At 60.5% G+C, this 19677-nt stretch carries 19 protein-coding genes; 11 read left to right on the top strand and 8 right to left on the bottom strand.

Annotation, left to right across the window (positions count from 1 at the left end; all coding sequences use genetic code 11):
* Positions 1 to 63: 63 nt before the first annotated feature.
* Genes HBN54_RS00105 through HBN54_RS00135 form a run of 7 tightly spaced genes read left to right on the top strand, consistent with a single transcriptional unit; the run spans position 64 to position 4903 of the window.
* Positions 64 to 537 (top strand): hypothetical protein, encoded by a 474-nt coding sequence (locus HBN54_RS00105; RefSeq protein ID WP_168671118.1) that lies wholly within the window; start codon positions 64 to 66, stop codon positions 535 to 537.
* A 24-nt stretch (positions 538 to 561) separates the two neighbouring features.
* A complete protein-coding gene (gene lpcA / locus HBN54_RS00110; protein WP_168671119.1) occupies positions 562 to 1155 on the top strand; it encodes a D-sedoheptulose 7-phosphate isomerase in 594 nt (197 codons plus the stop codon).
* A 29-nt stretch (positions 1156 to 1184) separates the two neighbouring features.
* Entirely contained in the window at positions 1185 to 1610 is a 426-nt protein-coding gene (locus HBN54_RS00115) for a hypothetical protein (protein WP_168671120.1), read from the top strand.
* 15 nt (positions 1611 to 1625) lie between these two features.
* Positions 1626 to 3161: a YifB family Mg chelatase-like AAA ATPase gene (locus tag HBN54_RS00120; RefSeq protein ID WP_168671121.1), complete on the top strand. Its 1536-nt coding sequence runs from the start codon at positions 1626 to 1628 to the stop codon at positions 3159 to 3161.
* A gap of 48 nt (positions 3162 to 3209) precedes the next feature.
* Complete coding sequence (locus HBN54_RS00125; protein WP_168671122.1) at positions 3210 to 3521, top strand: nucleotidyltransferase family protein; 312 nt, start codon at positions 3210 to 3212, stop codon at positions 3519 to 3521.
* Between the two features lie 19 nt (positions 3522 to 3540).
* Positions 3541 to 3876, top strand: a complete 336-nt coding sequence (locus HBN54_RS00130) for a HepT-like ribonuclease domain-containing protein (protein ID WP_168671123.1) — start codon at positions 3541 to 3543, stop codon at positions 3874 to 3876.
* A complete protein-coding gene (locus HBN54_RS00135; RefSeq protein ID WP_168671736.1) occupies positions 3869 to 4903 on the top strand; it encodes a quinone-dependent dihydroorotate dehydrogenase in 1035 nt (344 codons plus the stop codon). Before HBN54_RS00130 ends, HBN54_RS00135 begins: the two co-directional genes overlap by 8 nt.
* On the opposite strand, the gene HBN54_RS00140 is transcribed toward HBN54_RS00135, so the two are convergent.
* Positions 4845 to 5531, bottom strand: a complete 687-nt coding sequence (locus HBN54_RS00140) for a DUF2306 domain-containing protein (RefSeq protein ID WP_168671124.1) — start codon at positions 5529 to 5531, stop codon at positions 4845 to 4847. The two genes, HBN54_RS00135 and HBN54_RS00140, sit on opposite strands and share 59 nt — an antisense overlap.
* Before the next feature lie 134 nt (positions 5532 to 5665).
* Entirely contained in the window at positions 5666 to 6670 is a 1005-nt protein-coding gene (locus HBN54_RS00145) for an acyloxyacyl hydrolase (RefSeq protein WP_168671125.1), read from the bottom strand.
* 312 nt (positions 6671 to 6982) lie between these two features.
* Between HBN54_RS00145 and HBN54_RS00150 the strand changes: the two genes are divergently transcribed.
* From HBN54_RS00150 to HBN54_RS00165, 4 genes are all read left to right on the top strand, one after another.
* Positions 6983 to 7657 (top strand): porin family protein, encoded by a 675-nt coding sequence (locus tag HBN54_RS00150; RefSeq protein WP_168671126.1) that lies wholly within the window; start codon positions 6983 to 6985, stop codon positions 7655 to 7657.
* 154 nt (positions 7658 to 7811) lie between these two features.
* Positions 7812 to 8396 (top strand): porin family protein, encoded by a 585-nt coding sequence (locus HBN54_RS00155; RefSeq protein WP_168671127.1) that lies wholly within the window; start codon positions 7812 to 7814, stop codon positions 8394 to 8396.
* A gap of 168 nt (positions 8397 to 8564) precedes the next feature.
* The gene (locus tag HBN54_RS00160; protein ID WP_168671128.1) at positions 8565 to 9167 is read left to right on the top strand and encodes a porin family protein; all 603 of its coding nucleotides are present in this window, start codon (positions 8565 to 8567) and stop codon (positions 9165 to 9167) included.
* Positions 9168 to 9317: 150 nt separating this feature from the next.
* Positions 9318 to 9911 carry a porin family protein gene (locus tag HBN54_RS00165; protein WP_168671129.1) on the top strand — a complete coding sequence of 198 codons (594 nt, stop codon included), beginning with the start codon at positions 9318 to 9320 and terminating at the stop codon, positions 9909 to 9911.
* Between the two features lie 81 nt (positions 9912 to 9992).
* Here HBN54_RS00165 and HBN54_RS00170 read toward each other — a convergent pair whose 3' ends face one another.
* The 6 genes from HBN54_RS00170 to HBN54_RS00195 form a co-directional block, all read right to left on the bottom strand.
* Complete coding sequence (locus HBN54_RS00170) at positions 9993 to 11357, bottom strand: dipeptidase (protein WP_168671130.1); 1365 nt, start codon at positions 11355 to 11357, stop codon at positions 9993 to 9995.
* A gap of 109 nt (positions 11358 to 11466) precedes the next feature.
* Positions 11467 to 11916: a QcrA and Rieske domain-containing protein gene (locus tag HBN54_RS00175; protein WP_168671131.1), complete on the bottom strand. Its 450-nt coding sequence runs from the start codon at positions 11914 to 11916 to the stop codon at positions 11467 to 11469.
* Between the two features lie 156 nt (positions 11917 to 12072).
* Entirely contained in the window at positions 12073 to 12666 is a 594-nt protein-coding gene (locus HBN54_RS00180) for a hypothetical protein (RefSeq protein ID WP_168671132.1), read from the bottom strand.
* A 96-nt stretch (positions 12667 to 12762) separates the two neighbouring features.
* The gene (locus HBN54_RS00185; protein WP_168671133.1) at positions 12763 to 13248 is read right to left on the bottom strand and encodes a DUF2199 domain-containing protein; all 486 of its coding nucleotides are present in this window, start codon (positions 13246 to 13248) and stop codon (positions 12763 to 12765) included.
* 36 nt (positions 13249 to 13284) lie between these two features.
* A complete protein-coding gene (gene plsY, locus HBN54_RS00190; protein WP_168671134.1) occupies positions 13285 to 13929 on the bottom strand; it encodes a glycerol-3-phosphate 1-O-acyltransferase PlsY in 645 nt (214 codons plus the stop codon).
* Between the two features lie 98 nt (positions 13930 to 14027).
* Positions 14028 to 19571 (bottom strand): hypothetical protein, encoded by a 5544-nt coding sequence (locus tag HBN54_RS00195; RefSeq protein ID WP_168671098.1) that lies wholly within the window; start codon positions 19569 to 19571, stop codon positions 14028 to 14030.
* Positions 19572 to 19677 lie beyond the last annotated feature (106 nt).

Here is a 19677-nt window from a genome sequence, read left to right on the forward strand (position 1 = left end):
CCACGAATCATTCACCACTGACTATAATCCCTATCTTTCGTCTCAAATCAACTTCTCCCGCTTATGCTCGCTCTCAAACGCATTGTCACCGTCGCCGTCATGGTTTACCTGCTGCTGGCGCTGCTGTTCATTCTGGCCCCGGCCGTGCGCTCGTCGGTAATGGGCATGGGTTCGGGCCTGTCGGTACTGGAGCAGGAACGGCAGTTTTTCTACGTCATGTTTGTGATTGGGGCCGTGGTGATGGCCCTGCAGCTCATTACCGAAAACCTGGACAGCACCCTGCTGCGCCGCGCCGTGAACCAGAACGAAGGCAAAATCAACGAGTTGAAGGCCAAGCTCTACGACCACCAGCAGCGGGGCACCACGCCCGCAGTACCGGGCAGCCGCACCATCGACGGCCGCATTACCGAGCCGGCTATCCCCGCCACGCGCCCCCTGGAAAACCGCCCGGTTGACCCGTTGCCCCAGCCCACGTTCCCCCAAAACGACCCCAGCCTGTCGAACATCCCACCGGCCGACCGGCCACCCCTGGCCTAGCTCTGCCTCCTGATTCCTTTTTCCGTGCCCGATACGACTTCCCTTCCCGACCTGATTCGCGCTGAGCTGACCGAAGCCCGCGCCGTGCTCGACCGCTTTCTGGCCGACCCGGCCCACGTCGCCAGCATTGCCGCCGCCGCCGAGCTCATCGCCGCCAGCCTGCAAAGCGGCGGCAAAGTCCTCACCTGCGGCAACGGCGGCAGCCTCTGCGACGCCCAGCACTTTGCCGAGGAACTCAGTGGGCGCTACCGCCAGAACCGCCGCGCCCTGGCCGCCATTGCCCTCACCGAAGCTTCGCACATGACCTGCGTAGCCAATGATTTCGGCTTCGAATTCGTGTTCAGCCGCTACGTAGAAGCCCTGGGCCGCCCCGGCGATGTGCTGCTGGCCATCAGCACCAGCGGCAACTCGCCCAACATCCTTCGCGCCGCCGAAGCCGCTAAGGAACTGGGAATGAAAGTAGTTTCTCTTACTGGCAAGGATGGCGGCGAGCTGGCGGGGCTGAGCGACGTGGAGATTCGCGTGCCACATTCAGGCTATGCCGATAGGATTCAGGAAATCCACATCAAGGCGATTCACATCATGATTTTGCTGATTGAGAAATTGGTGATTGGGTAGAAGCTATGCGCGGCAATTGTTGGCTTTTTGTGCTGATGTTATTGGTTGGATTAACCGACAGCAACTCAATTCAGGGCCAAAGAATTGCGCGCCCCCAATTGGTTGGTCACTGGCTAGCAATTGACCCAGCCGAAGAAGACACGTTTATCAATAAAGACGGCCAGCCATTACGCTTCAAGGGTCGTCCTGCTATCACAATCACGCTTGATTTCAAATCCGATAATCATGCGTCGCTGACAATTAAGGACGCAGAGTCCAGTAAAATCCGGCCTTTCACCTACCGGATTATAAATTCGAATCTAATTGAGCGTCGTTATTCACAAGGCGAGAAGCCGGTACGGGAAACCTTAACCATTACCAAAAACAAGCTTTGGCTGGCACCTTATCCAATGCCTAAGCCGCCGCAGGAATCAATAGACCTTCTTTACTCGCTCACCTTCGTCAAGCAACCCTAAACTCTACCCAACCTCATGCTTACCAAAACCTTCGGCTCGGCCGTGCAGGGCGTTAATGCCTACACCATCACGATTGAAGTGGTGGTGGGAGCCGGGACGAATTTCTTTGTGGTGGGCTTGCCCGATAACGCCATTAAAGAGAGCCAGCAGCGGATTGAGGCGGCGCTGAAGTTTCGGGGGTACCGCATGCCGCGCACCAAAGTAGTGGTGAACATGGCTCCGGCCGACATCCGCAAGGAGGGCGCGGCCTATGATTTGCCCATTGCGCTGGGCATCCTGCACGCCTCGCAACAGCTGAACACCGAGCGGCTGGGCGACTACATCATAATGGGCGAAATGTCGCTCGATGGCGAGCTGCGGCCGATAAAAGGCGTTCTGCCCATTGCCATTCAGGCGCGGAAGGAAGGCTTCAAGGGCATTATCCTGCCCAGGGAAAACGCGGAGGAAGCGGCCATCGTGAACAACCTCGACGTGATTGCTGTGGGCAGCATGCAGGAAGCCATCGACTTCTTCGAGGGCCGCACTGAAATCGTGCCCACCAAAGTGGACACCCGCGACCTGTTCCAGCACGCGGTGAATAAATACACGGCTGACTTTGCCGACGTGCAGGGCCAGGAAAACATCAAGCGGGCCTTGGAAATTGCGGCGGCCGGCGGCCACAACGTGATTATGATTGGCCCACCCGGCGCGGGCAAAACCATGCTAGCCAAGCGTTTGCCCAGCATTCTGCCACCGCTAAGCATGCAGGAGGCCCTGGAAACCACCAAAATCCACTCGGTGGCCGGCAAGCTGGGCGGCGGAGGCTTGCTGAGCACCCGGCCGTTTCGCAGCCCGCACCACACTATTTCGGACGTGGCGCTGGTGGGGGGCGGCAGCAACCCGCAGCCGGGTGAAATCTCGCTCTCGCACAACGGCGTGCTTTTTTTGGACGAATTACCCGAATTCAAGCGCACGGTGCTGGAGGTGATGCGCCAGCCGCTGGAGGAGCGCCGTGTGACCATTGCGCGGGCCAAGCTCAGCATTGAGTTTCCGGCCAACTTCATGCTCATCGCCAGCATGAACCCCTGTCCGTGTGGCTATTACAACCATCCGGAGAAGGAATGTGTGTGCGGCCCCGGCGTGGTGCAAAAATATCTGAACAAAGTGAGCGGCCCGCTGCTTGACCGCATTGACTTACATGTGGAAGTGACGCCCGTGACCTTCGACCAGATGACGGAATCGCGCAAATCGGAAACCAGCGCCGAAATCCAGGTGCGGGTAGACCAGGCCCGCCAGGTGCAGGAAACCCGCTTTACCGACTACGTCGACATTCACTCCAACGCCATGATGCCGCCCCAGATGGTGAAGGACATCTGCCAAATCAGCGAAGACGGCCGGCAGCTGCTGAAAACGGCCATGGAGCGCCTCGGCCTCAGCGCCCGCGCCTACGACCGCATTCTGAAAGTGGCCCGCACCATTGCCGACCTGGCCGGCACCGACGATATTCAGATTAACCACCTGGCCGAAGCCATTCAGTACCGCAGCCTCGATAGAGAGGGTTGGGCGGGGTAAACTTCCGGATTATTCAATTACTAATTCAGCAAGTGCGTAATTTGTGATATGGCGCAATTACCACATTCGCTTGAGCATATTCAGCAGGTATTAACTGCCTATTTCGCTGATAAACCTGTGCGCCGGGTGCAGGTATTTGGTTCGTATGCCCGGGGCGAGGCCACGGCAGATTCGGATTTAGATTTAATTGTGGAGATGGCGGCCCCGGCGGGCTGGGCGTATTTCAGTTATGCCGATGATTTGCAGGAAAAATTGGGGATTAAAGTCGATTTGGGCAGTGGCGTGTCCGACTACATCTACCGATATATCGCCAAGGACCTGAAAACGCTATATGAGCCCAAAGAAAAACAGGCCGCGTGACCCCGACCGGGCCCGCCACATGCTGGAAGCAGCAAAATTAATTGTTGACTTTACGCAGTCCCGCACCTTCCAGGAATTGCTCACCGATGCCCTGCTTCGGTCGGCAGTGGAGCGGCAATTTGAAATTCTTGGGGAAGCCAGCTCGCATATCTCCGCCGGTACCCAAGCCTTGTGGCCTACCATTGAGTGGAAACAGATTAAAAACTTTCGGAATCTGCTGGCTCATGAATACTTCCGCACCAACTACGCCGAGGTGTGGAATATTGCCCGTAACCTGTTGCCGCCCTTGCTGCCCACGCTGGAAGCACTTTTCGCTGACCTAGACAGCCAGTTTGGCCCTGATGCCAGTGTATAAAGCCCTCGTCAAGCCCCTCCTTTTCAACCTCGACGCCGAGCGCGCCCACCACCTTGTTTTCGATAATCTGCGCCGGGCAGCGCGGGTGCCGGGCACCCCGGCCCTGCTGCGGGCACTCTACGATTTCCAGCACCCCAGCCTGGCGCGGGAGGTTTTCGGGCTGAAGTTCCCGAACCCGGTGGGGCTGGCGGCGGGGTTTGACAAGAATGCCGTGCTGACCGATGAGCTGGCCACGCTGGGCTTCGGCTTTGTGGAAATCGGGACGGTGACGCCCCGGCCGCAGCCCGGCAACCCGCAGCCGCGCCTGTTTCGGCTGCCGCAGGACGAGGCCTTGGTAAACCGCATGGGCTTCAACAACGACGGGGCGGCCGTGGTGGCCGCGCGGCTGGCCCGGCGGGCGAACCAGAAGCTCATCATCGGCGGCAACATTGGCAAGAACAAGGACACGCCCAACGCGCGCGCCGCCGAGGACTACGTGGCCGGCTTCGAGGCCCTGGCCGAGGTGGTGGACTATTTCGTGGTGAACGTGAGCTCGCCCAACACGCCCGGCCTACGCGAGCTGCAGGAGAAAAAACCGCTGATTGACCTGTTGCAGCAGGTGCAGGCCCGTAACCTGGCCCGCGCCATTCCGCGCCCGCTGCTGCTAAAAATCGCGCCCGACCTGACGGATTCGCAGCTCGACGACATTCTGGAAATAGCCCGTGAAACGCAGCTCAGCGGCCTGGTGGCCACCAATACCACCATCAGCCGCGACAACCTGAGCTCCGAGCCGGGCTACGTGGCCAGCCTGGGGGCGGGCGGGCTGAGCGGCAAGCCGCTCCGGGCCCGGGCCACCGAAGTTATCCGCTACCTGCACCGGAAATCTGACGGGGGCTTGCCCATTATCGGCGCGGGCGGCATTCATTCGGCGGCCGATGCGCGGGAGAAACTGGAAGCCGGCGCGGCACTGATTCAGCTGTATACCGGCTTTATTTATGAAGGGCCGGCGCTGGTGAGCCGGATAAACCGGAGCCTGGTGCCAGCGTAACCTGTTGCCCGCGCACCCGCCGGTGCCACCAGATGATGATGGGCACCCCGATGGCCGTGGGCCACAGGAAGCTGTATGGAAATGGAATAAAGTGCAGGCTGGTGGCCGAAAACGCCGTTACGGCCGCAATGTAGGAGGCCATAAAGCCTGAAATGTGGTTGAGCAGCCACTGGTTTTTGGTCCAGTGGCCGGCATTGGCGTAGCCGCGCAGCTGGCGGAAAGCCGTGGCCGCACCAATGCTGCCGAACACGCCTACGGGAATGTTGCCGGATAGCACCGCATACCCAACCGTGCCCAGGAATACGAGCAGCCCCACGCCCGCCACAGCCCAGTCGAACGCTTCCACGCGGGCATCCCAGGCCAGGCTTTTCAGGAAAAGCGAGCGGTAGCCGAAGCCGGCCATGTACAGGCTGAACACGGCAGTGAGCAGCAGAAACGTACTGTGAATGTGCTGCGAGCCCGCCAGGGCGGTAGTACCGGCCACCACCATCGACCAGAAAAACACCAGCCCCCAGCGCCGGTGCGTTGCCCCGCCCTTGCGCACGGCCAGCGCTACGGGAGCCACAAAAAACCCGGTGAAGCCGGCCGCGATGTGCAAGTAGCGGTTGAGGGCGAAGAAGGTTTCCATGACGGCGGGCGCGGCTATTGTTGAACCACGGCCGAAAGATGGAAACCGATTCGGCCCGCGCCAAACCGGCGCTACCGAAACGTTGGCCGGGGCAGCCGAAGCGTCATCAGCGGCCGAAGAGTTGGGGCGCGCGGCTACAGCTTCGCCCCTACTTTAAACTCGATTACGTCGGCCGCGCCCCGGTGGATTTTCAAATCAACGGCCCCGAATACCACGTCGGTGAAATGGTATTTCAGGCCCAGGCGCTCGTAGTAGGCCGTGCTCGATTTGTAGGGTGAATACACGTAGAAACCCAGGTGCGACACGAAGGCCAGCCGGCCGAATAGCAGCTCATGGCCCACAAATGCGCCGGCTTTCTTCACGTCGGGCTGCGGGCCGCCGGCGCGGGTGGTGTCTTCCAGGGTGGCTTTCAGGCTGCGGTCGTTGAAGCCCTCCACGCCCAGCAGCAGGTTGGATTTGCGGTTGACGCGCCGGCCCACGGCCAGCGTCACGGAGTTTACCAGGTACTTCTGCTTGTCGCCCTCGGTGCGCTGTTTGAAGCCCAGGCTGGTGCTCACATTGAAGAAATTGGTCCCGATTTCGGGCGGCAGCGGCGCGCCCGAAGCAAGCGTGGGGGCCGGGCGCTGCTGGTGGTAGTTCAGCCCCAGCACCACCGAGGGCAGGTTCACGCCGAAGTTGGGCTTGGTGGTGGCGCCGTTGGAGTAGTGGTTGAGCCCCGCCCCTACCAGCAGGCCCAGGTGCGGCGTGAGGGCGTAGTCGTACTCGAAGCGGAATTGCAGCGTGGCATTCAGGGCCGAGCTGGCGATGGTGTTTTTGTGGTTGGTTTCCTGGTTGTAGGGGTTGGTGAGGTAGGCCAGGCCCGCGCCCAGCCGGAAGCTGAAATCGTGCTTCGGCCCGCGCGAAAACGTTTTGCTGATGTAGGGACTGGCCGAGAAAACGTAGCCCAGCACCGGGTTGTGAAAGTCGTAGTACGTGAGGGCCAGCCCCACCTTTGGGAACTTGTACCACGCGTGCCAGGGCGCGGCCCCGGTCGTCTGCCGCTGCAGGTTGATTTCGAAGCCCGTGGGGTGCGAGGCCACCAGGTGCCGGATGGCATAGGTGTGCGCCATAATGATGCTGCCCTGGGCATAGGCGCCCACAATGAACGGCGCAGGCGGCGCAAGCGTGACGCTGGCACTGTCGGCCGCCTGCCCCCGAACTTCTCCTCCCGAGAAAAAAAAGATTACCGCCCCTAATATCCCCAAACCTGAATAAACATTCATAATAACCCGCTGAGCGACTGTACGTGCCGGCCCAACCCCAAAAATACAACCCCCAGGCGGCTCTGTTGCAAGCAAAAAAACCGGCCAGTATGCGCAACCCCAATGCCCCTGACACCGCTATAAGCCCCGATTCTGGCTATATCCCCAGAATTTCTTCAGAATTCGCTTTATCCTTTTTTCTTATCTGTCATGAAAAAGACCATCCTATCCCTGGCCCTGCTTGCGGGCCTCACCAGTGCTGCTCAGGCCCAGACGGGCCTCAAACTCGGCCTCAAAGGCGGCTTCAACGGCGCTACGTTCTCGGGCACAGACTCGAAAGGCTCGCAGTACAAAGCGGGCTTCGCGGCCGGTGGCCTGCTGAACTACGGCTTTTCAGACCTGATTTCGGTGCAGGGCGAGTTACTTTATTCGCAGAAAGGTGGCTCGCGGGATTATGACAACGGGGCCGGCAAAACGTATACCGACAAGACAACCCTTGGCTACATTGATGTGCCCATCCTGTTGAAAGTAACCGCTGGCGACGGTGGCAAAGGCCCTTTCTTCGAACTGGGTCCGCAGGGCAGCTTCGTCCTGCACCAACGCTCGTTCACAGAGGATAGCGGCGGCAAGCAGGTTGGTCCGTCCTATACCTCCACCGACGCGCTGAATAAGGTGGTTATCGGCTACGTGGCTGGCATCGGCTACCAGCTTACCAGCGGACTGGGCATTGGCCTGCGCTATACTGGGGACCTCTCGCAGGTGTACAAGGACGGTGGCACTGCCGTTGCGACCACGGTGGGTGGCGTGACCACCACGGTTACCAACCCCAACGTGCACAACTCGGTATTTCAGTTGCAGGCGCACTACCTGTTCGGCGGCAAATAAGCCACACGGCAAATTCAAAAAGGCCCGCTTTCGTAGGAAAGCGGGCCTTTTTTGCGTTCGAATAACGTAATTCAATTTTACATATATTAATTTTCACCAGGCCTGCATTTAGTAGTAGCTTTGCGCCGCATTTAACCCTTCTTCATTTACAACCATGAAAAAAGTAATTCTATCCCTGGCCATTCTGGCTGGCGTGACCAGTGCTGCTCAAGCGCAAAGCACTCGTTTCGGCGTGAAGGCCGGGGCTAACCTGGCCAGCTTCTCGGGCGATAATTCAAGCAACTACAAGAACCTGGTGGGCTTGTCGGCCGGTGTGATGGCAGACTTCGGCTTTAGCGACCTGCTCTCGTTCCACCCCGAATTGCTGTACTCCCAGAAAGGGTTTAAAGCAGAAAGCGGCGGCGTTTCCGGTCAGGCCCGCCTTTCTTACATCGATTTGCCGCTGTTGCTGCGTGTGAACGCCGACGGGCTGTTCTTTGAGGCCGGCCCGCAGGTTGGCTTCCTGACTTCGCAGAAGACGGAAGTGGCGGGCACCACGCTCAGCACCAGCACCGATGGTCTGCGCAAAGTAGATGTGGGCTACATTGCTGGCGTCGGCTACCAGCTGTCGTCGGGCCTGGAGTTCGGGGTGCGCTACAACGGTGGCATCTCTGATATCAACGACCCGTCGGTGACTGGCGACAAGCAGCGCAACTCGGTATTCCAGTTTCAGGTGGGATACCTGTTCGGCGGCAAATAAGCTTTCCGACCGCATTTTTAAAAGCCTGGCTTCTTGCACCGAAGCCAGGCTTTTTTGTGCCCAAACGCTATGTTTAGCAACTTAATGAGGAAGGCCAGAGTATATGCCCCGGCCCTGCAAGCCACTGCTCTTACCACTGATTATCAATATCTTCATTAAATCTTCATCATGAAAAAGACCTTCCTTTCGCTGGCGCTGGTAGCGGCGGCCGCCGGGGCCGCCCAGGCCCAGACGCCCGCCAACAGCATTGGCATCAAGGCCGGCTACGGCATCACCAGCCTCACGGGCAACACCAGCAGCGGCTATACGTCCAAGAGCCACTCGGCCTACCAGGCCGGCCTGATGGCCGACGTGTATTTTGGGGAGGTTATTTCCTTCCACCCCGAAGCCCTGTATACCAAGCAGTATTTCGACGCTACCGACCTGGTTAACCTGAGCCGCGACGTGGACTACATCAACTTGCCGCTGCTAGCCCGCTACCACGCCGACGGCCTGTTTTTTGAAGCCGGCCCGGAGGTCAACTTCGCCTTATCGGGCAAAGACGAAGGTGGTGCGGACATCAAAAGCCGCGATGTGACGCCGGTGGCCCTAGACTACGTGGTGGGCCTGGGCTACCAGCTCCCGGTTGGCCTCTCGCTGGGCGTGCGCTACGATGGCGGCATCAGCCACACCTACAAGGACACGGCGGGCAACAACCTGGGCACCGGCAACCTGCGTTCCAGCACGTTCTGGTTCAACCTGGGCTACGCTTTCGGGGGCACGGGGCGTTAGTAACCCACTGCTGCACACTACTAAGAGCTCGGTTTCCACAATGGAAGCCGGGCTTTTGCGTTGCGGATGGTGTCACCGACGGATGGGACGGCGGATGGGTTCACGCCCAGCCCAACCGTAGCTTTGCGGTATCACCTATCTACTTCGCTTATGAAAAAGACTTTTTACACCCTCGCGCTACTAGCCGGGCTCACGGGTGCGGCGCAGGCGCAACGCAACGTTTCGCTGGGCCTGAAGGCCGGAGCCACGTACTCTTCATTTGTGGGCAAGCAGGCCAATAACGAGGAGGGCCGTTTTGGCTTCCAGGCTGGCGGTTTCGCCAATATTGGCCTGAGCCGGATGTTCGCCTTCCAACCCGAAATAATCTATTCTCAGAAGGGCACCAAGTACAAGGACATAACTGACTATAGCACGCGCCTGAATTACCTGGATGTACCGCTGGCTTTTCACGTCAATGCCGACGGGCTGTTTTTCGAGGCCGGGCCGCAGGTAGGCTTCTTGCTATCGGCCAAGGACGAAGCCGGTAATACGTCGGTTGATGTTAAAGATGCCGCCAATGCCGTCGATTTCGGTTATTTGGTGGGCCTGGGCTACCAGCGCAAAACCGGCCTGGGAATTGGCCTGCGCTACAACGGCGGCTTTACCAACATTCCCAAAGCTTACACCTCGGGCAACGTGACGGTGCAGAACAACATCCGAAACAGCGCGTTTCAACTGTATCTCACGTACTCCTTCGGCGGATAATCCCCCAATTCCTTACCACCAAAAAGCCCGGCTTCCGCAATGGAAGCCGGGCTTTTTGGTGGTTATTGAACCAGCCAGCCGCTACTCGGCCGCCGCGTAGTTGCGGTAGAAGTGCGGGATGGTTTCGATGCCTTTCAGGAAGTTGAACACTCCGAAATGCTCATTAGGCGAGTGGATGGCGTCGCTGTCGAGCCCGAAGCCGAGCAGGACGGTATCGAGGCCGAGCTCCGACTTGAACATGGCCACGATGGGGATGGAGCCGCCGCCGCGCGTGGGCACCGGGCGCTTGCCGAAAGTGGTTTCCATGGCATCAGCTGCCGCTTTGTAGGCTACCGAGTCGGTGGGCGTTACCACGGGCTCGCCGCCGTGGTGGGGGCGCACTTCGACGGTGACGCCGGCCGGCGCGATGCTGGCGAAGTGCTGCTGGAACAGGGCCGTGATTTCGGCCGAAGTCTGGTGGGGTACCAGGCGCATCGAAATTTTGGCGTGGGCCTGCGAGGCGATGACAGTTTTGGCGCCCTCGCCGGTGTAGCCGCCCCAAATGCCGTTCACGTCGAGCGTGGGGCGAATGCTGGTGCGCTCCATGCTGCTGTAGCCTTTTTCGCCGTAGCTATCGGGCAGGCCGATGCTCTTTTGGAACTCGTCTTCGGAGAACGGGGCTTTGGCCATTTCGGCGCGCTCGTCGGCGCTCAACTCGTCCACGTTGTCGTAGAAACCGGGGATGGTGATGTGGCCGTTGGCATCGTGCAGGCTGGCAATCATCTCACACAGGGCGTTGATGGGGTTTTGCACCGCGCCGCCGTAGAGGCCCGAGTGCAGGTCGCGGTTGGGGCCGGTCACGGTTACTTCGTGGTAGCTCAGGCCGCGCAGGCCCACCTCGATGCTGGGCACATCGTTGGCCAGAATGCCGGTATCGGAGACGAGGATGACGTCGGCTTTCAGCTTCTCCTTGTTGGCCCGCACGAAGATTTCGAGGTTGTTGGAGCCGATTTCCTCTTCGCCTTCGAACATGAATTTGATGTTGCAGGGCACGCCGCCCTGGCCGTCGCGCATCATCATCTCGAAGGCTTTGACGTGCATGTACACCTGGCCTTTGTCGTCGCAGGCGCCGCGGGCGTATATTTTTTCGTCCTTAATCACCGGCTCAAAGGGCGGCGAGTTCCAGAGCTCGTAGGGGTCGGCGGGCTGCACGTCGTAGTGGCCGTACACGAGGACGGTTTTGGCCTCGGGGCTCACGATGTAGTCGCCGTACACGATGGGATTACCGGCCGTGGGGCAGATTTCGACGTTTTGCACGCCGGCTTCCTCGAGGCGGGTTTTGAGGAAGTCGGCGGCCTTCAGCACGTCGGCGTGGAACTTGGGGTCGGCCGACACGGACGGGATGCGGAGCCAGTCCATCAGCTCATCGAGAAAGCGGGTTTGGTTGTCGGCGAGGTAATTGGCCATGCGGAGCGGGATTTGGGGTTGGGAATGCGGAAGTAAAAGTAGCGGGCGGCGGCTGATAAGCGCGCCAACGGCCGGCATTCCCTCCCTGCCAGCCCACCCGGCCCCGCACCTACCCCATAATGCGCAGCGAGGTACCGGTTTGCGTCACGGTGTATTGCTTGAGGGCGCGGGGCGCGGGGCCACTGAGCACGGTGCCGGCCACGTCGAAAATGGCATTGTGATTAGGGCACACGAAGCGGCTCTGGCTCTGGGTGAAGTACACGCTGGTACCATCGTGGGTGCAGGGCGCTTGCAGGGCCACGTAGGTGCCGGCCGTGGTTTTGGCCACAATTACGTCGCGCGTGGGGCTGTAGAGGTAGCCCTTGGCCGCATCGTTGAGGGGGGCGCTGCTGGCGGCGGTGAGGTCCACGGTGAAATCGACGCCGGAAGCGCCGGGCACGGGGTCGCTGCTCTTGCTGCTGCCACAACCGCCGAGGCAGGCCGAGGCGACCAGCGCCGTAGCGCCCAGGCCGAAAAGCTGCAGGAAGTCTTTGCGGTTTATTTCTGAGGAATTTGCCATGGCACAAAAGAAAATAAAACAGGATGAGTAACGGCTGAATATGCCGGATAAACGCTTGAATGCCCGAAATTTATTTCGGCGCGGGCCGGCTAACCGACGAAACCCCGCCCCGGGCCAATTGTTGCCCGGCAGGCGTTGGCCAGCGAGGGCTGCGGCTTACTGCCGCGCATCCAGCACCAACTCGCGCACCATCGTTTCACCCAGCTGCCAGGCGGCGGGCCAGTCTTTCTCGGGGCTTTCGAAGGTGAGCAGGTAGAGGGTATCAGTTTTAGTATTGGCCAGGGCCATTTGGTACACGATGCGGGCGTCGGCATCGGGTGGGGCGTCGCGGTAGCGCACCGTTTGCCTGTGCCAGATTCCGGCCTCGGAAGCAGCTTTTTCCAGCTGCTCTTGGCCCGGGCCGAAGCCGGTACGCATCATTAGCAGCTCGACATACTCGGCAGCGGGGTGTTTGGTTTTAGCGGTAGCCTTGCGCACCATTTGCAGCGAAAGCCCCGTTTGAAACTCGCCGCTTTCACCCATTTGCTCCTGAGTGAGGTAGTAGGTGGGCGCGCCTTTCTTGCCCTCGGCCCGGTAGTACCAGCCGGCGGGAAGCAGTGCGGCGGCTTTGCCGTCGGGCAGCGCCTGCCAGGCAAAGCCGGCGGGCGGCGTGGCCAGTGGCACGTTGTAGCGTTGGGCGTGGGCGGCGGGAGTGGCGAGGAGTAAGGCCAGCCCGAGGGTCAGCAATAAGGCAGGCGACAGGTGGAACATCGCCTAAAAGTAGCGTCCGAATACTCCGCCTGGGCAGTGGACAGCTATTAGGGAGTTGGACTGTCCCTTATTCAAGATGGTTCTTTCCGCTTTCTCTTAAATTGACATGTACTCATGAACAATTTCCCAAGCACGCTCAAGGCTTATACCGTCTTGATAATCGACAGCAAGCGGGTGCTCGGTTGGTTCCAATTCGATTAACGGACGTTGATTATTCCCTTGAAAATGTGCCATTGCTTTTAGGTTAAGGGTTGGAGCGTAAGGTCCAATTTCAGAAGCAAACCACCCAAAGTACGGGCCTATATCATCACTATCGGGATGGTCCACATATGCTTGAAAATTTTCTTCTTTCTGGCTCACCCACACGCCAAACCCAAGGCCGTTTTCATCGCCATGCACAGGGATAACCAACACCCCGCGAATAAAAAAATCTTCGCCATCAATTATACAGGTATCATCAGTCAGCACTACCCGACTGGCCCATTCTTGTTGCGGAATTTCCTGCGCAAGCGCGGGCTTATCGATTCCAATATCGGGCAGGCCATCATGAACATGACCGCAGCAGTGGCACAAGAAACTCATCGAAACAGGGGGCTCAATTGTTTGATACGATAATTCCTACTTCGCCCACGGTAGCGGCACCCTACTCTCCGTCCCGCTGCGCAGCCGGCCGATATTGGCCCGGTGCGTGTAAATAAGTAGTGCCGCCAGCAGGAAGCCTACATACACTAGAAACGGCTGCGCCGGCCGGAACTGCGGCAGCAACTGCAGCAGCGCGAAAGTGACGCCAGCCGTCATGCTGGCCAAGCTCACGTAGCGGAACAGCAGCAGCATTACGATAAAGACGAGCATGCACACGCCCACCGTGGCCGGGGCCACGCCCAGCATCATGCCCAAGATGGTGGCCACGCCCTTGCCGCCCCGGAACTGCGCAAACACCGGGTAGATGTGCCCCACCACGGCCAGCGCGCCGCAGGCCAGCCGGTAGTACAGCTCATGCTCGGGGGCGATGGCACCCTGCGCCACCAGCCACTGCGGCAGGTAATAGGCGGCCACAAAACCCTTCAGGGCATCGATGAGCAGCACGGCCGTACCGGCTTTGGGACCCAGCACGCGGAAGGTGTTGGTAGCCCCGGCATTGCCGGAGCCGTGCTCGCGGATATCGGCCAAGTGGAAGAAGCGGCGGCCCACCCACAGGGCCGTGGGAATGGAACCGAGCAGATAAGCGGCCAGGAGGGCCAGAGCGATGTAGAGGAGGGGCATGGCATAAAAGTAGTGCGAAGCGGTGCTTCGTGCCCCCGCGCCACGAGGCAGCATTGCTGCCCGTGCGGGGGCACGAAGCACCGCTTCGCACTACATGCCTAGCTGTCGCCGAAGGGGTCATCCCCTTTTTTCTTTTTCTGCTTCTCTTCCTCCTTCTTCTTTTTTTCCTCGTCTTTTTTCGCCTTCTCCTCTTCCTTTTTCAGCTTTTCGGCTTCTTTGGCCTGGCGGTCGGCTTCCTTCTTGGCATCGGCGGGGTCGGGAGCGGCGGGGGTGGCAGCAGCAGGCGTAGTAGCGGCCGGAGCAGCGACAGCGGGAGTGGCCACGGCCGGGGTGGCAGTAGCGGGCGCATCGGCCGCTTTGTCCTTCGCCTTTTCCTTTTTGGCCGGAGCCGGGGCCGGGGCGGGGTCGTCCAGCACGCCATCGCCGAAGGGGTCGTTGGCTTTGGCCTTTTTCTTCTTTTTGGAAACAGGCTCGGGGGCGGCATCAGCGGTGCCGGGGTTGGCGTTGGGGTCGGTGCCGAAGGCGTCATCGGCCTTGCCCTTTTTCTTCTTTTTACCATCGGGGGCCTCGGCGGGGTCAGCCATGCCCGTGGGGGCCACGGTCCGGGTAATCTGCTTGCCGGTTTTGCCTAGGTAGTCTTTCTGGAAGTGCGTGCGGAAGGCATCCACGTCGGTCAGCGCCCCCAGAAATACCCCATAGCTGGTGGCCGTTTCGTAGTCGTACTTGGCCTTGCTGCTGATTTCGTAGTTGAAGTTGTCGCTGGACGAAGTCGTGAGCATCAGGTTGTTGGCATACTTGAAGTAGTACCAGCTCTGCGGCTCGGCTTCGAGGTAAATCTCCACCATCTCATTCCCTTCTTCGCGGCGAATCTCGATGCTGCCCGTCACCAGGGCGTTGAGCGGCTGCTTGCCCACGCCGGCCACGCCAATCGGGCCCACCGAGTACCAGGCGTGCCGCTTCTCGTTCCAGCGCAGGTTTACCTGGCTCAGCAGCAGGGTGTGGCCCGTGAGCTTGGGCGAAAGCTGCGCGATTGACCCGGCGGCCCCGCTGCGCGCGGCGTAGCTCTGCGTGGCCTTGTCGCCGATGAACTGGGCCAGCTTGTAAAGCTCGTTGGTGGAGCCGGTCTGGGCCTCGGGGCCGTTTTTGGTGATTTTAGCCATCTCGCTCCCCATCACATCGATGGACTTGGGGGGCATGGTAAAGTCGATGCCCAGCAAGGCATCCACGGCGTAGCGGGCGCTGTCGGGGTTGGCCGTGCCCACGCCGCTGGCAATCATCTTGTAGTCTTTGCTGGGGGAGATGAAGGACAGCGGCCCGCGAAAGGTGATGCGGTTGGTGGAATCGATGTAGGTGAGGGCCGCGCCCTCGTAGGCGTTTATGTCGCTGGGGTCGCTGCGCGAGATGGTGTAAGTGGCCTTTTTGGCGTCGTAGCGCAGTTCGCCGTCCACCTTCAGCATGGTCAGGTCTTCGGGCGGGGGCGCGAGGGCCCCGTAGAGCGGATAGAGCTTGCCGCTCTGGTCGGCCCGGAACAGGCCGATAACGAGCGGGGTATTGTCGGGGGCTTTGAGGTCGCGGAGGTTGATGCGGACGTTTTTCGGGTCGATGGAGTCCTTCAGCGCCACCCAGGAGGAGTTGGAGTGGTCGTTGCCGAACTGCAGCTGCGCTTCCCCGGTGAAGGCGAAGCCGCGCCGCCGGGAGTTCAGCTGCACGTTGCCCCGGTAGCCGATGCGGTGCAGCAGCTGCACCTTGTTGCTCACGTTCACGGCGGCCGTGGCCACGGTGGCGGGGCCCTGCGATGCGCCATCGAAAGCCCCGTTGGCCGTTTTGGTGCGGCGGAAGGGGTTGATGCCGCCGCCGCTCACGTCGGTGCTGGCCATCAGGAAGGCCGGGTCGGGCTCGAAGTTGTTGAAGCGCAGCGACACCGAGTCGTTGGCAGTTTTTACCACGTAGTCGGCGCTGCCGGTGAAGGCGGCCTTCGACACCACTTCGATGCTGCCCTTGGTGAGACGGTGGAGCTTGGCCAGCGAATCGAGCAGCACCACGGAGTTTTTGAGGCGTTGAATTTTGCCATTCACCCCCACGTTCACGCGGCCCGAGTCGGGGATAATCCAGGCATCGGCGGCGGCAATGTGGGGCACGCCACTCACCTGCATCTGGTACTTGGCCAGGTCGTAGAGGCCGCTGGTGGCCTTAAACTTCAGGCCGTACTGCGTGGGATTGGTCGAGTAGAAGAACGACTTGGTGGAATCAGCTCCCTGGGCCATGCGCAGCTGCACCTGCTTTTTCTTAAAGTCCCAGTGCCCTTTGCTGAGCGTGGTGCCGAACGTGGAGTACGGCAGCTCGACGCTGGCCTTGCTATCCTTCTCGCGGGTAAAGTCGGCCGTGCCTTTCTTCAGGTTGTACTCGAAGGCCACGTCGTTGGCGGTGAGGGCGGGCTTGTTGGATTCGGCCGATTTCACGCTCAGCGTGGCATGATTACCGGAGTAGTGGTCGGAGTTAAAAGTAAAATCGTGCGACTTGATGAGCGACTGTGGGCCGTCGAGGCGGCCGTCGCCGCCGGTGCCTTTGGGCGTGAGCAGCGCCGTGCCCGTGAAGTTGTAGCTGGCCACGGTCTTGGCCTTGCGGTCGGCGTTGGCGTAGAGGCGGGCCGTACCGCCGCCGGCCGGCGTGGCCAGGAACATCGAGTCCTGCTTCACATTCCAGTGCATGAGGTAGTTGGGCGGCATGCTGATGCGCGGGATATCGACGGCGCCCTCGGTGCGGGCCGCGATAACGCCCGTGCGGCCCACGGATACCACCGAGTCGCGGTACAACACGAAGGCATCGGAAGTGAAGGTGCCCGACTGGTACGTGATGCTGCCATCGGCCTGCAGGCCCCGGCCGTTCATCTTCACCTTATTGAACACCCGGCCCTTGCCCTTGTAGAGCGGAAATCCGTCCTTCGGCACATCATAAACAAAGCCCAGCGAGCCGTCTTCCTGCACCGTGAGCTTGGTTTTGAGGTCGGGCAGAATGCCGCCGCTGCGGAACGTGCCCGCAAAGCCCGCGCTCGATTTGCCAATGCCGTTGAGCGAGTCGAGCCGGAAGGGCGGAATGTCGAACACCAGCGTGGAATCGTACACGCCGCCCAGTACGTCCTGCTTGCCGAAGTACACGTTGGCCCCGCTCTTGGAGTCGAAAGCCGGGTACTGGCCCTTTTTCTTGCGCCCCGATTTATTGGTAGGGTCGTTGAGAAACAGGCGGCCGGTGGATACGCTGCCCTTGTTTGTGAGGGCAAAGTCGGCGTGCTTGCCGGTGGACTTGCCCTTGGCGTTCTTGGTTTCGCTACGAATGACGATGGAGTCAATCTTAGCCATGTCGATGTAAAAGCCGTCGTAGTCGAAATTGAAATCGCGCCCCTTAAAGCGCATGGCCGAAGCCACCACCGCGCCCCGGAAATTGATGTTCCGGTTCTTGCCAATGCGGATAATGGCGCTGTCCGGCTTCACGTACACCGTGGCCGAATCGTCGGAAAAGTTGAAGCGGTCCACGCCGCGCACCAGCAGCTCGTTGGTGTTCAGGTTGAGCGTAGCATTGCGGCCCGAGCCCGACAAGGACTTAATGGCGATGTGGTCGTAGTCCTTTTTATCGCGGGCCGAGGCCACGTAGTGCGCGCCCTTGGGCAGAATGGTGACGTCGCCGGTCTGGGGGTTCCAGGCCACGTAGCCGTCGCGGGCCAGGCCGGCCATGTCGGAGCGCATGTTGGGCACCGAGGTTTTCAGGTTCTCGGCCAGCTCGCTCACATTAATGGTTTTCGCGTCGCCGTGGGCCTGGCTGTAGCCCACCAGCATTTGCAGCGGGTGCAGCCGGTTGATGCTTTTGAGCTGCTGGTAGCGGTTGTTGGTGAAGAATTCCTTGCTCTCAAAATCGGCCGAGCTCTGGTTTTTCGACGACAGCACGGCGAAGTCGATGAGGGGCTGGCGCAGGTTCCAGGTCAGGGCCTCCGTGCGGATGTCCATCTGGTGGTAGGAGTCGCTGTAGGGCGTGTTCTTATACAGGCCTTCCTCGCGCGAGAGCTTCAGCTGCTGCTTGTTTTTCGAGTATTTGAGCTGCGTACCGGGGTGCGTCAGCGAATCTTTGGTGCCTTCGTAAATGGTAACGGCGGCCCGGCTGGCCGTAATCACCGAGTCGCCGAGCACGTAAGCGCGCGAGGTCGCCTTAAACTTGGGCTTGCCGTCGAGGCTCACCATGAGGTTGGCCAGCGACCCATCGAGGGCCGCGCTGAGAATCCGGCCGCCGGCCATCGAGATACCGCCCCGGTACTGAATGTTGTCGCCCAGATTCTTAATGCGGGCATCGTTGGTGAGCGAGATAAAGCGCGGGTAGCCGGTATCGGGCGCGCCGGGCTTGCGCCGTACGCTCTTGTAGCTGAGGGCGCCTTTCACGGGCGCTTCCAGCACGGCCGGGTAGCTCAGCGTCACGGGCTGGGCCGTGAACTCGGGCTTGGTCATGTCGAAGTCGAAGCCCGCCAGCTCGGCCGTCACCAGGTTGGTTTTGATGGACCACACCAGCTGCCCACTCGTGGCAACAAACCGGTTGGTGCAGGGCACGGCCGTGCCGCTCACCTTCTTCACAAACACCGAATCGCCGCCGGTGGCCATAAACAGGTCGGCATCCTTCACCACAATCACCGCGCCCCGGGTGGGCGGTGGCGCGTAGGCATCGTACACGGCCGAGGGCGTGAACGAAGGGGCCGGCGCATCAAAATCGGAAGAAGCCGGCGTGGCGGCGGCCGGTTTGGCGGCCGTGGCTTTGGTGGCCGGTTTGGCAGCGGCGGTGGCTTTTTTGGCGGGCGCTTTTTTCACGGGCGCGCCCCAGCCATCGTCATCGCCCCAGCCCCCGCCCGAGGGCGACGACCACATATCGGCCGAGTCCCAGCCGCTGCTGGACTTTTTCTTGGGCGCGGGTTTGACGGCAGCTTTGGCCACGGGCTTAGCGGCCGGCTTTTTGGCCACGGGTTTGGCGGCGGGCAGCGGCGCTTCCTTCGGAGCGGGTGTGGGTGCCCCAAATTCCAGGTTCGACTCCGGGGCGGCGATGGGCGAGTAGGCAAATGAAACCGTGCCGCCCACGGCGCGCAGCGTATTGTAGCCCGAGCGGTAGAGGTAGCCGCCGTTGAAAAACCGGTTGGTGCTGACGAGAAATTTCTCGGTTTCCTGCGGCGCTTCCTTCTCCAGGGTCTGGTTCAGCACGTCGAGGTACTGGTCCATCTGCTGGTCGGTGAGCTTGGCCAGAATTTTACCGGTTACGATGTTGCCAAACAGCATTTCGAAGTGCGGCCGGGGCTTAAATTTCTTGGCCAGCATGGTTTGCGACAGCGCCACGATGCGCGCCTGCTGCGAGCTGGTGAGGCTGTTGGAAGCCCACAGCTCTTTCAGGCGGGCGGCCGTCACGCGGGCCACGGCGTTGTTGGTACTGGCCATCATGCCCTGCACGTCGTTGATGTACTGGGCGGGGTCGGTCGAAAGCTTGCCTACCTGGTAGCGCGGGGCGGCCGCCGGGGCCGTGCCAGCCGGCGCGGCCGGCTTGGTTTGTGCCAGCGCAGGCGCGGCAAAACCAAGCCATAGCCCCAGCCACACGATAAAAACACCAATTGCTTGCTTCATAAAGTCTGTTAGTTCAGGAACACTCATTCGTTGGTCCGGCTTTGGGCGGTGGCGAGCGAGCAGTATCGCCCGGCGTCGCCCCAGCCTGCGGTGGCCCGCCCAGCCG

This window comes from Hymenobacter artigasi (assembly GCF_012275535.1).
Taxonomy (GTDB): domain Bacteria; phylum Bacteroidota; class Bacteroidia; order Cytophagales; family Hymenobacteraceae; genus Hymenobacter; species Hymenobacter artigasi.

Coding starts and splice junctions, on each gene's coding strand:
- HBN54_RS00150 (WP_168671126.1), top strand. CDS start 6,983: ATGAAAAAGACCATCCTATCCCTGGCCCTGCTTGCGGGCCTCACCAGT.
- HBN54_RS00170 (WP_168671130.1), bottom strand. CDS start 11,357: ATGGCCAATTACCTCGCCGACAACCAAACCCGCTTTCTCGATGAGCTG.
- HBN54_RS00175 (WP_168671131.1), bottom strand. CDS start 11,916: ATGGCAAATTCCTCAGAAATAAACCGCAAAGACTTCCTGCAGCTTTTC.
- HBN54_RS00195 (WP_168671098.1), bottom strand. CDS start 19,571: ATGAAGCAAGCAATTGGTGTTTTTATCGTGTGGCTGGGGCTATGGCTT.
- HBN54_RS00105 (WP_168671118.1), top strand. CDS start 64: ATGCTCGCTCTCAAACGCATTGTCACCGTCGCCGTCATGGTTTACCTG.
- HBN54_RS00130 (WP_168671123.1), top strand. CDS start 3,541: ATGCTGGAAGCAGCAAAATTAATTGTTGACTTTACGCAGTCCCGCACC.
- HBN54_RS00165 (WP_168671129.1), top strand. CDS start 9,318: ATGAAAAAGACTTTTTACACCCTCGCGCTACTAGCCGGGCTCACGGGT.
- plsY (WP_168671134.1), bottom strand. CDS start 13,929: ATGCCCCTCCTCTACATCGCTCTGGCCCTCCTGGCCGCTTATCTGCTC.
- HBN54_RS00155 (WP_168671127.1), top strand. CDS start 7,812: ATGAAAAAAGTAATTCTATCCCTGGCCATTCTGGCTGGCGTGACCAGT.
- HBN54_RS00180 (WP_168671132.1), bottom strand. CDS start 12,666: ATGTTCCACCTGTCGCCTGCCTTATTGCTGACCCTCGGGCTGGCCTTA.
- HBN54_RS00140 (WP_168671124.1), bottom strand. CDS start 5,531: ATGGAAACCTTCTTCGCCCTCAACCGCTACTTGCACATCGCGGCCGGC.
- HBN54_RS00125 (WP_168671122.1), top strand. CDS start 3,210: ATGGCGCAATTACCACATTCGCTTGAGCATATTCAGCAGGTATTAACT.
- HBN54_RS00120 (WP_168671121.1), top strand. CDS start 1,626: ATGCTTACCAAAACCTTCGGCTCGGCCGTGCAGGGCGTTAATGCCTAC.
- HBN54_RS00185 (WP_168671133.1), bottom strand. CDS start 13,248: ATGAGTTTCTTGTGCCACTGCTGCGGTCATGTTCATGATGGCCTGCCC.
- HBN54_RS00160 (WP_168671128.1), top strand. CDS start 8,565: ATGAAAAAGACCTTCCTTTCGCTGGCGCTGGTAGCGGCGGCCGCCGGG.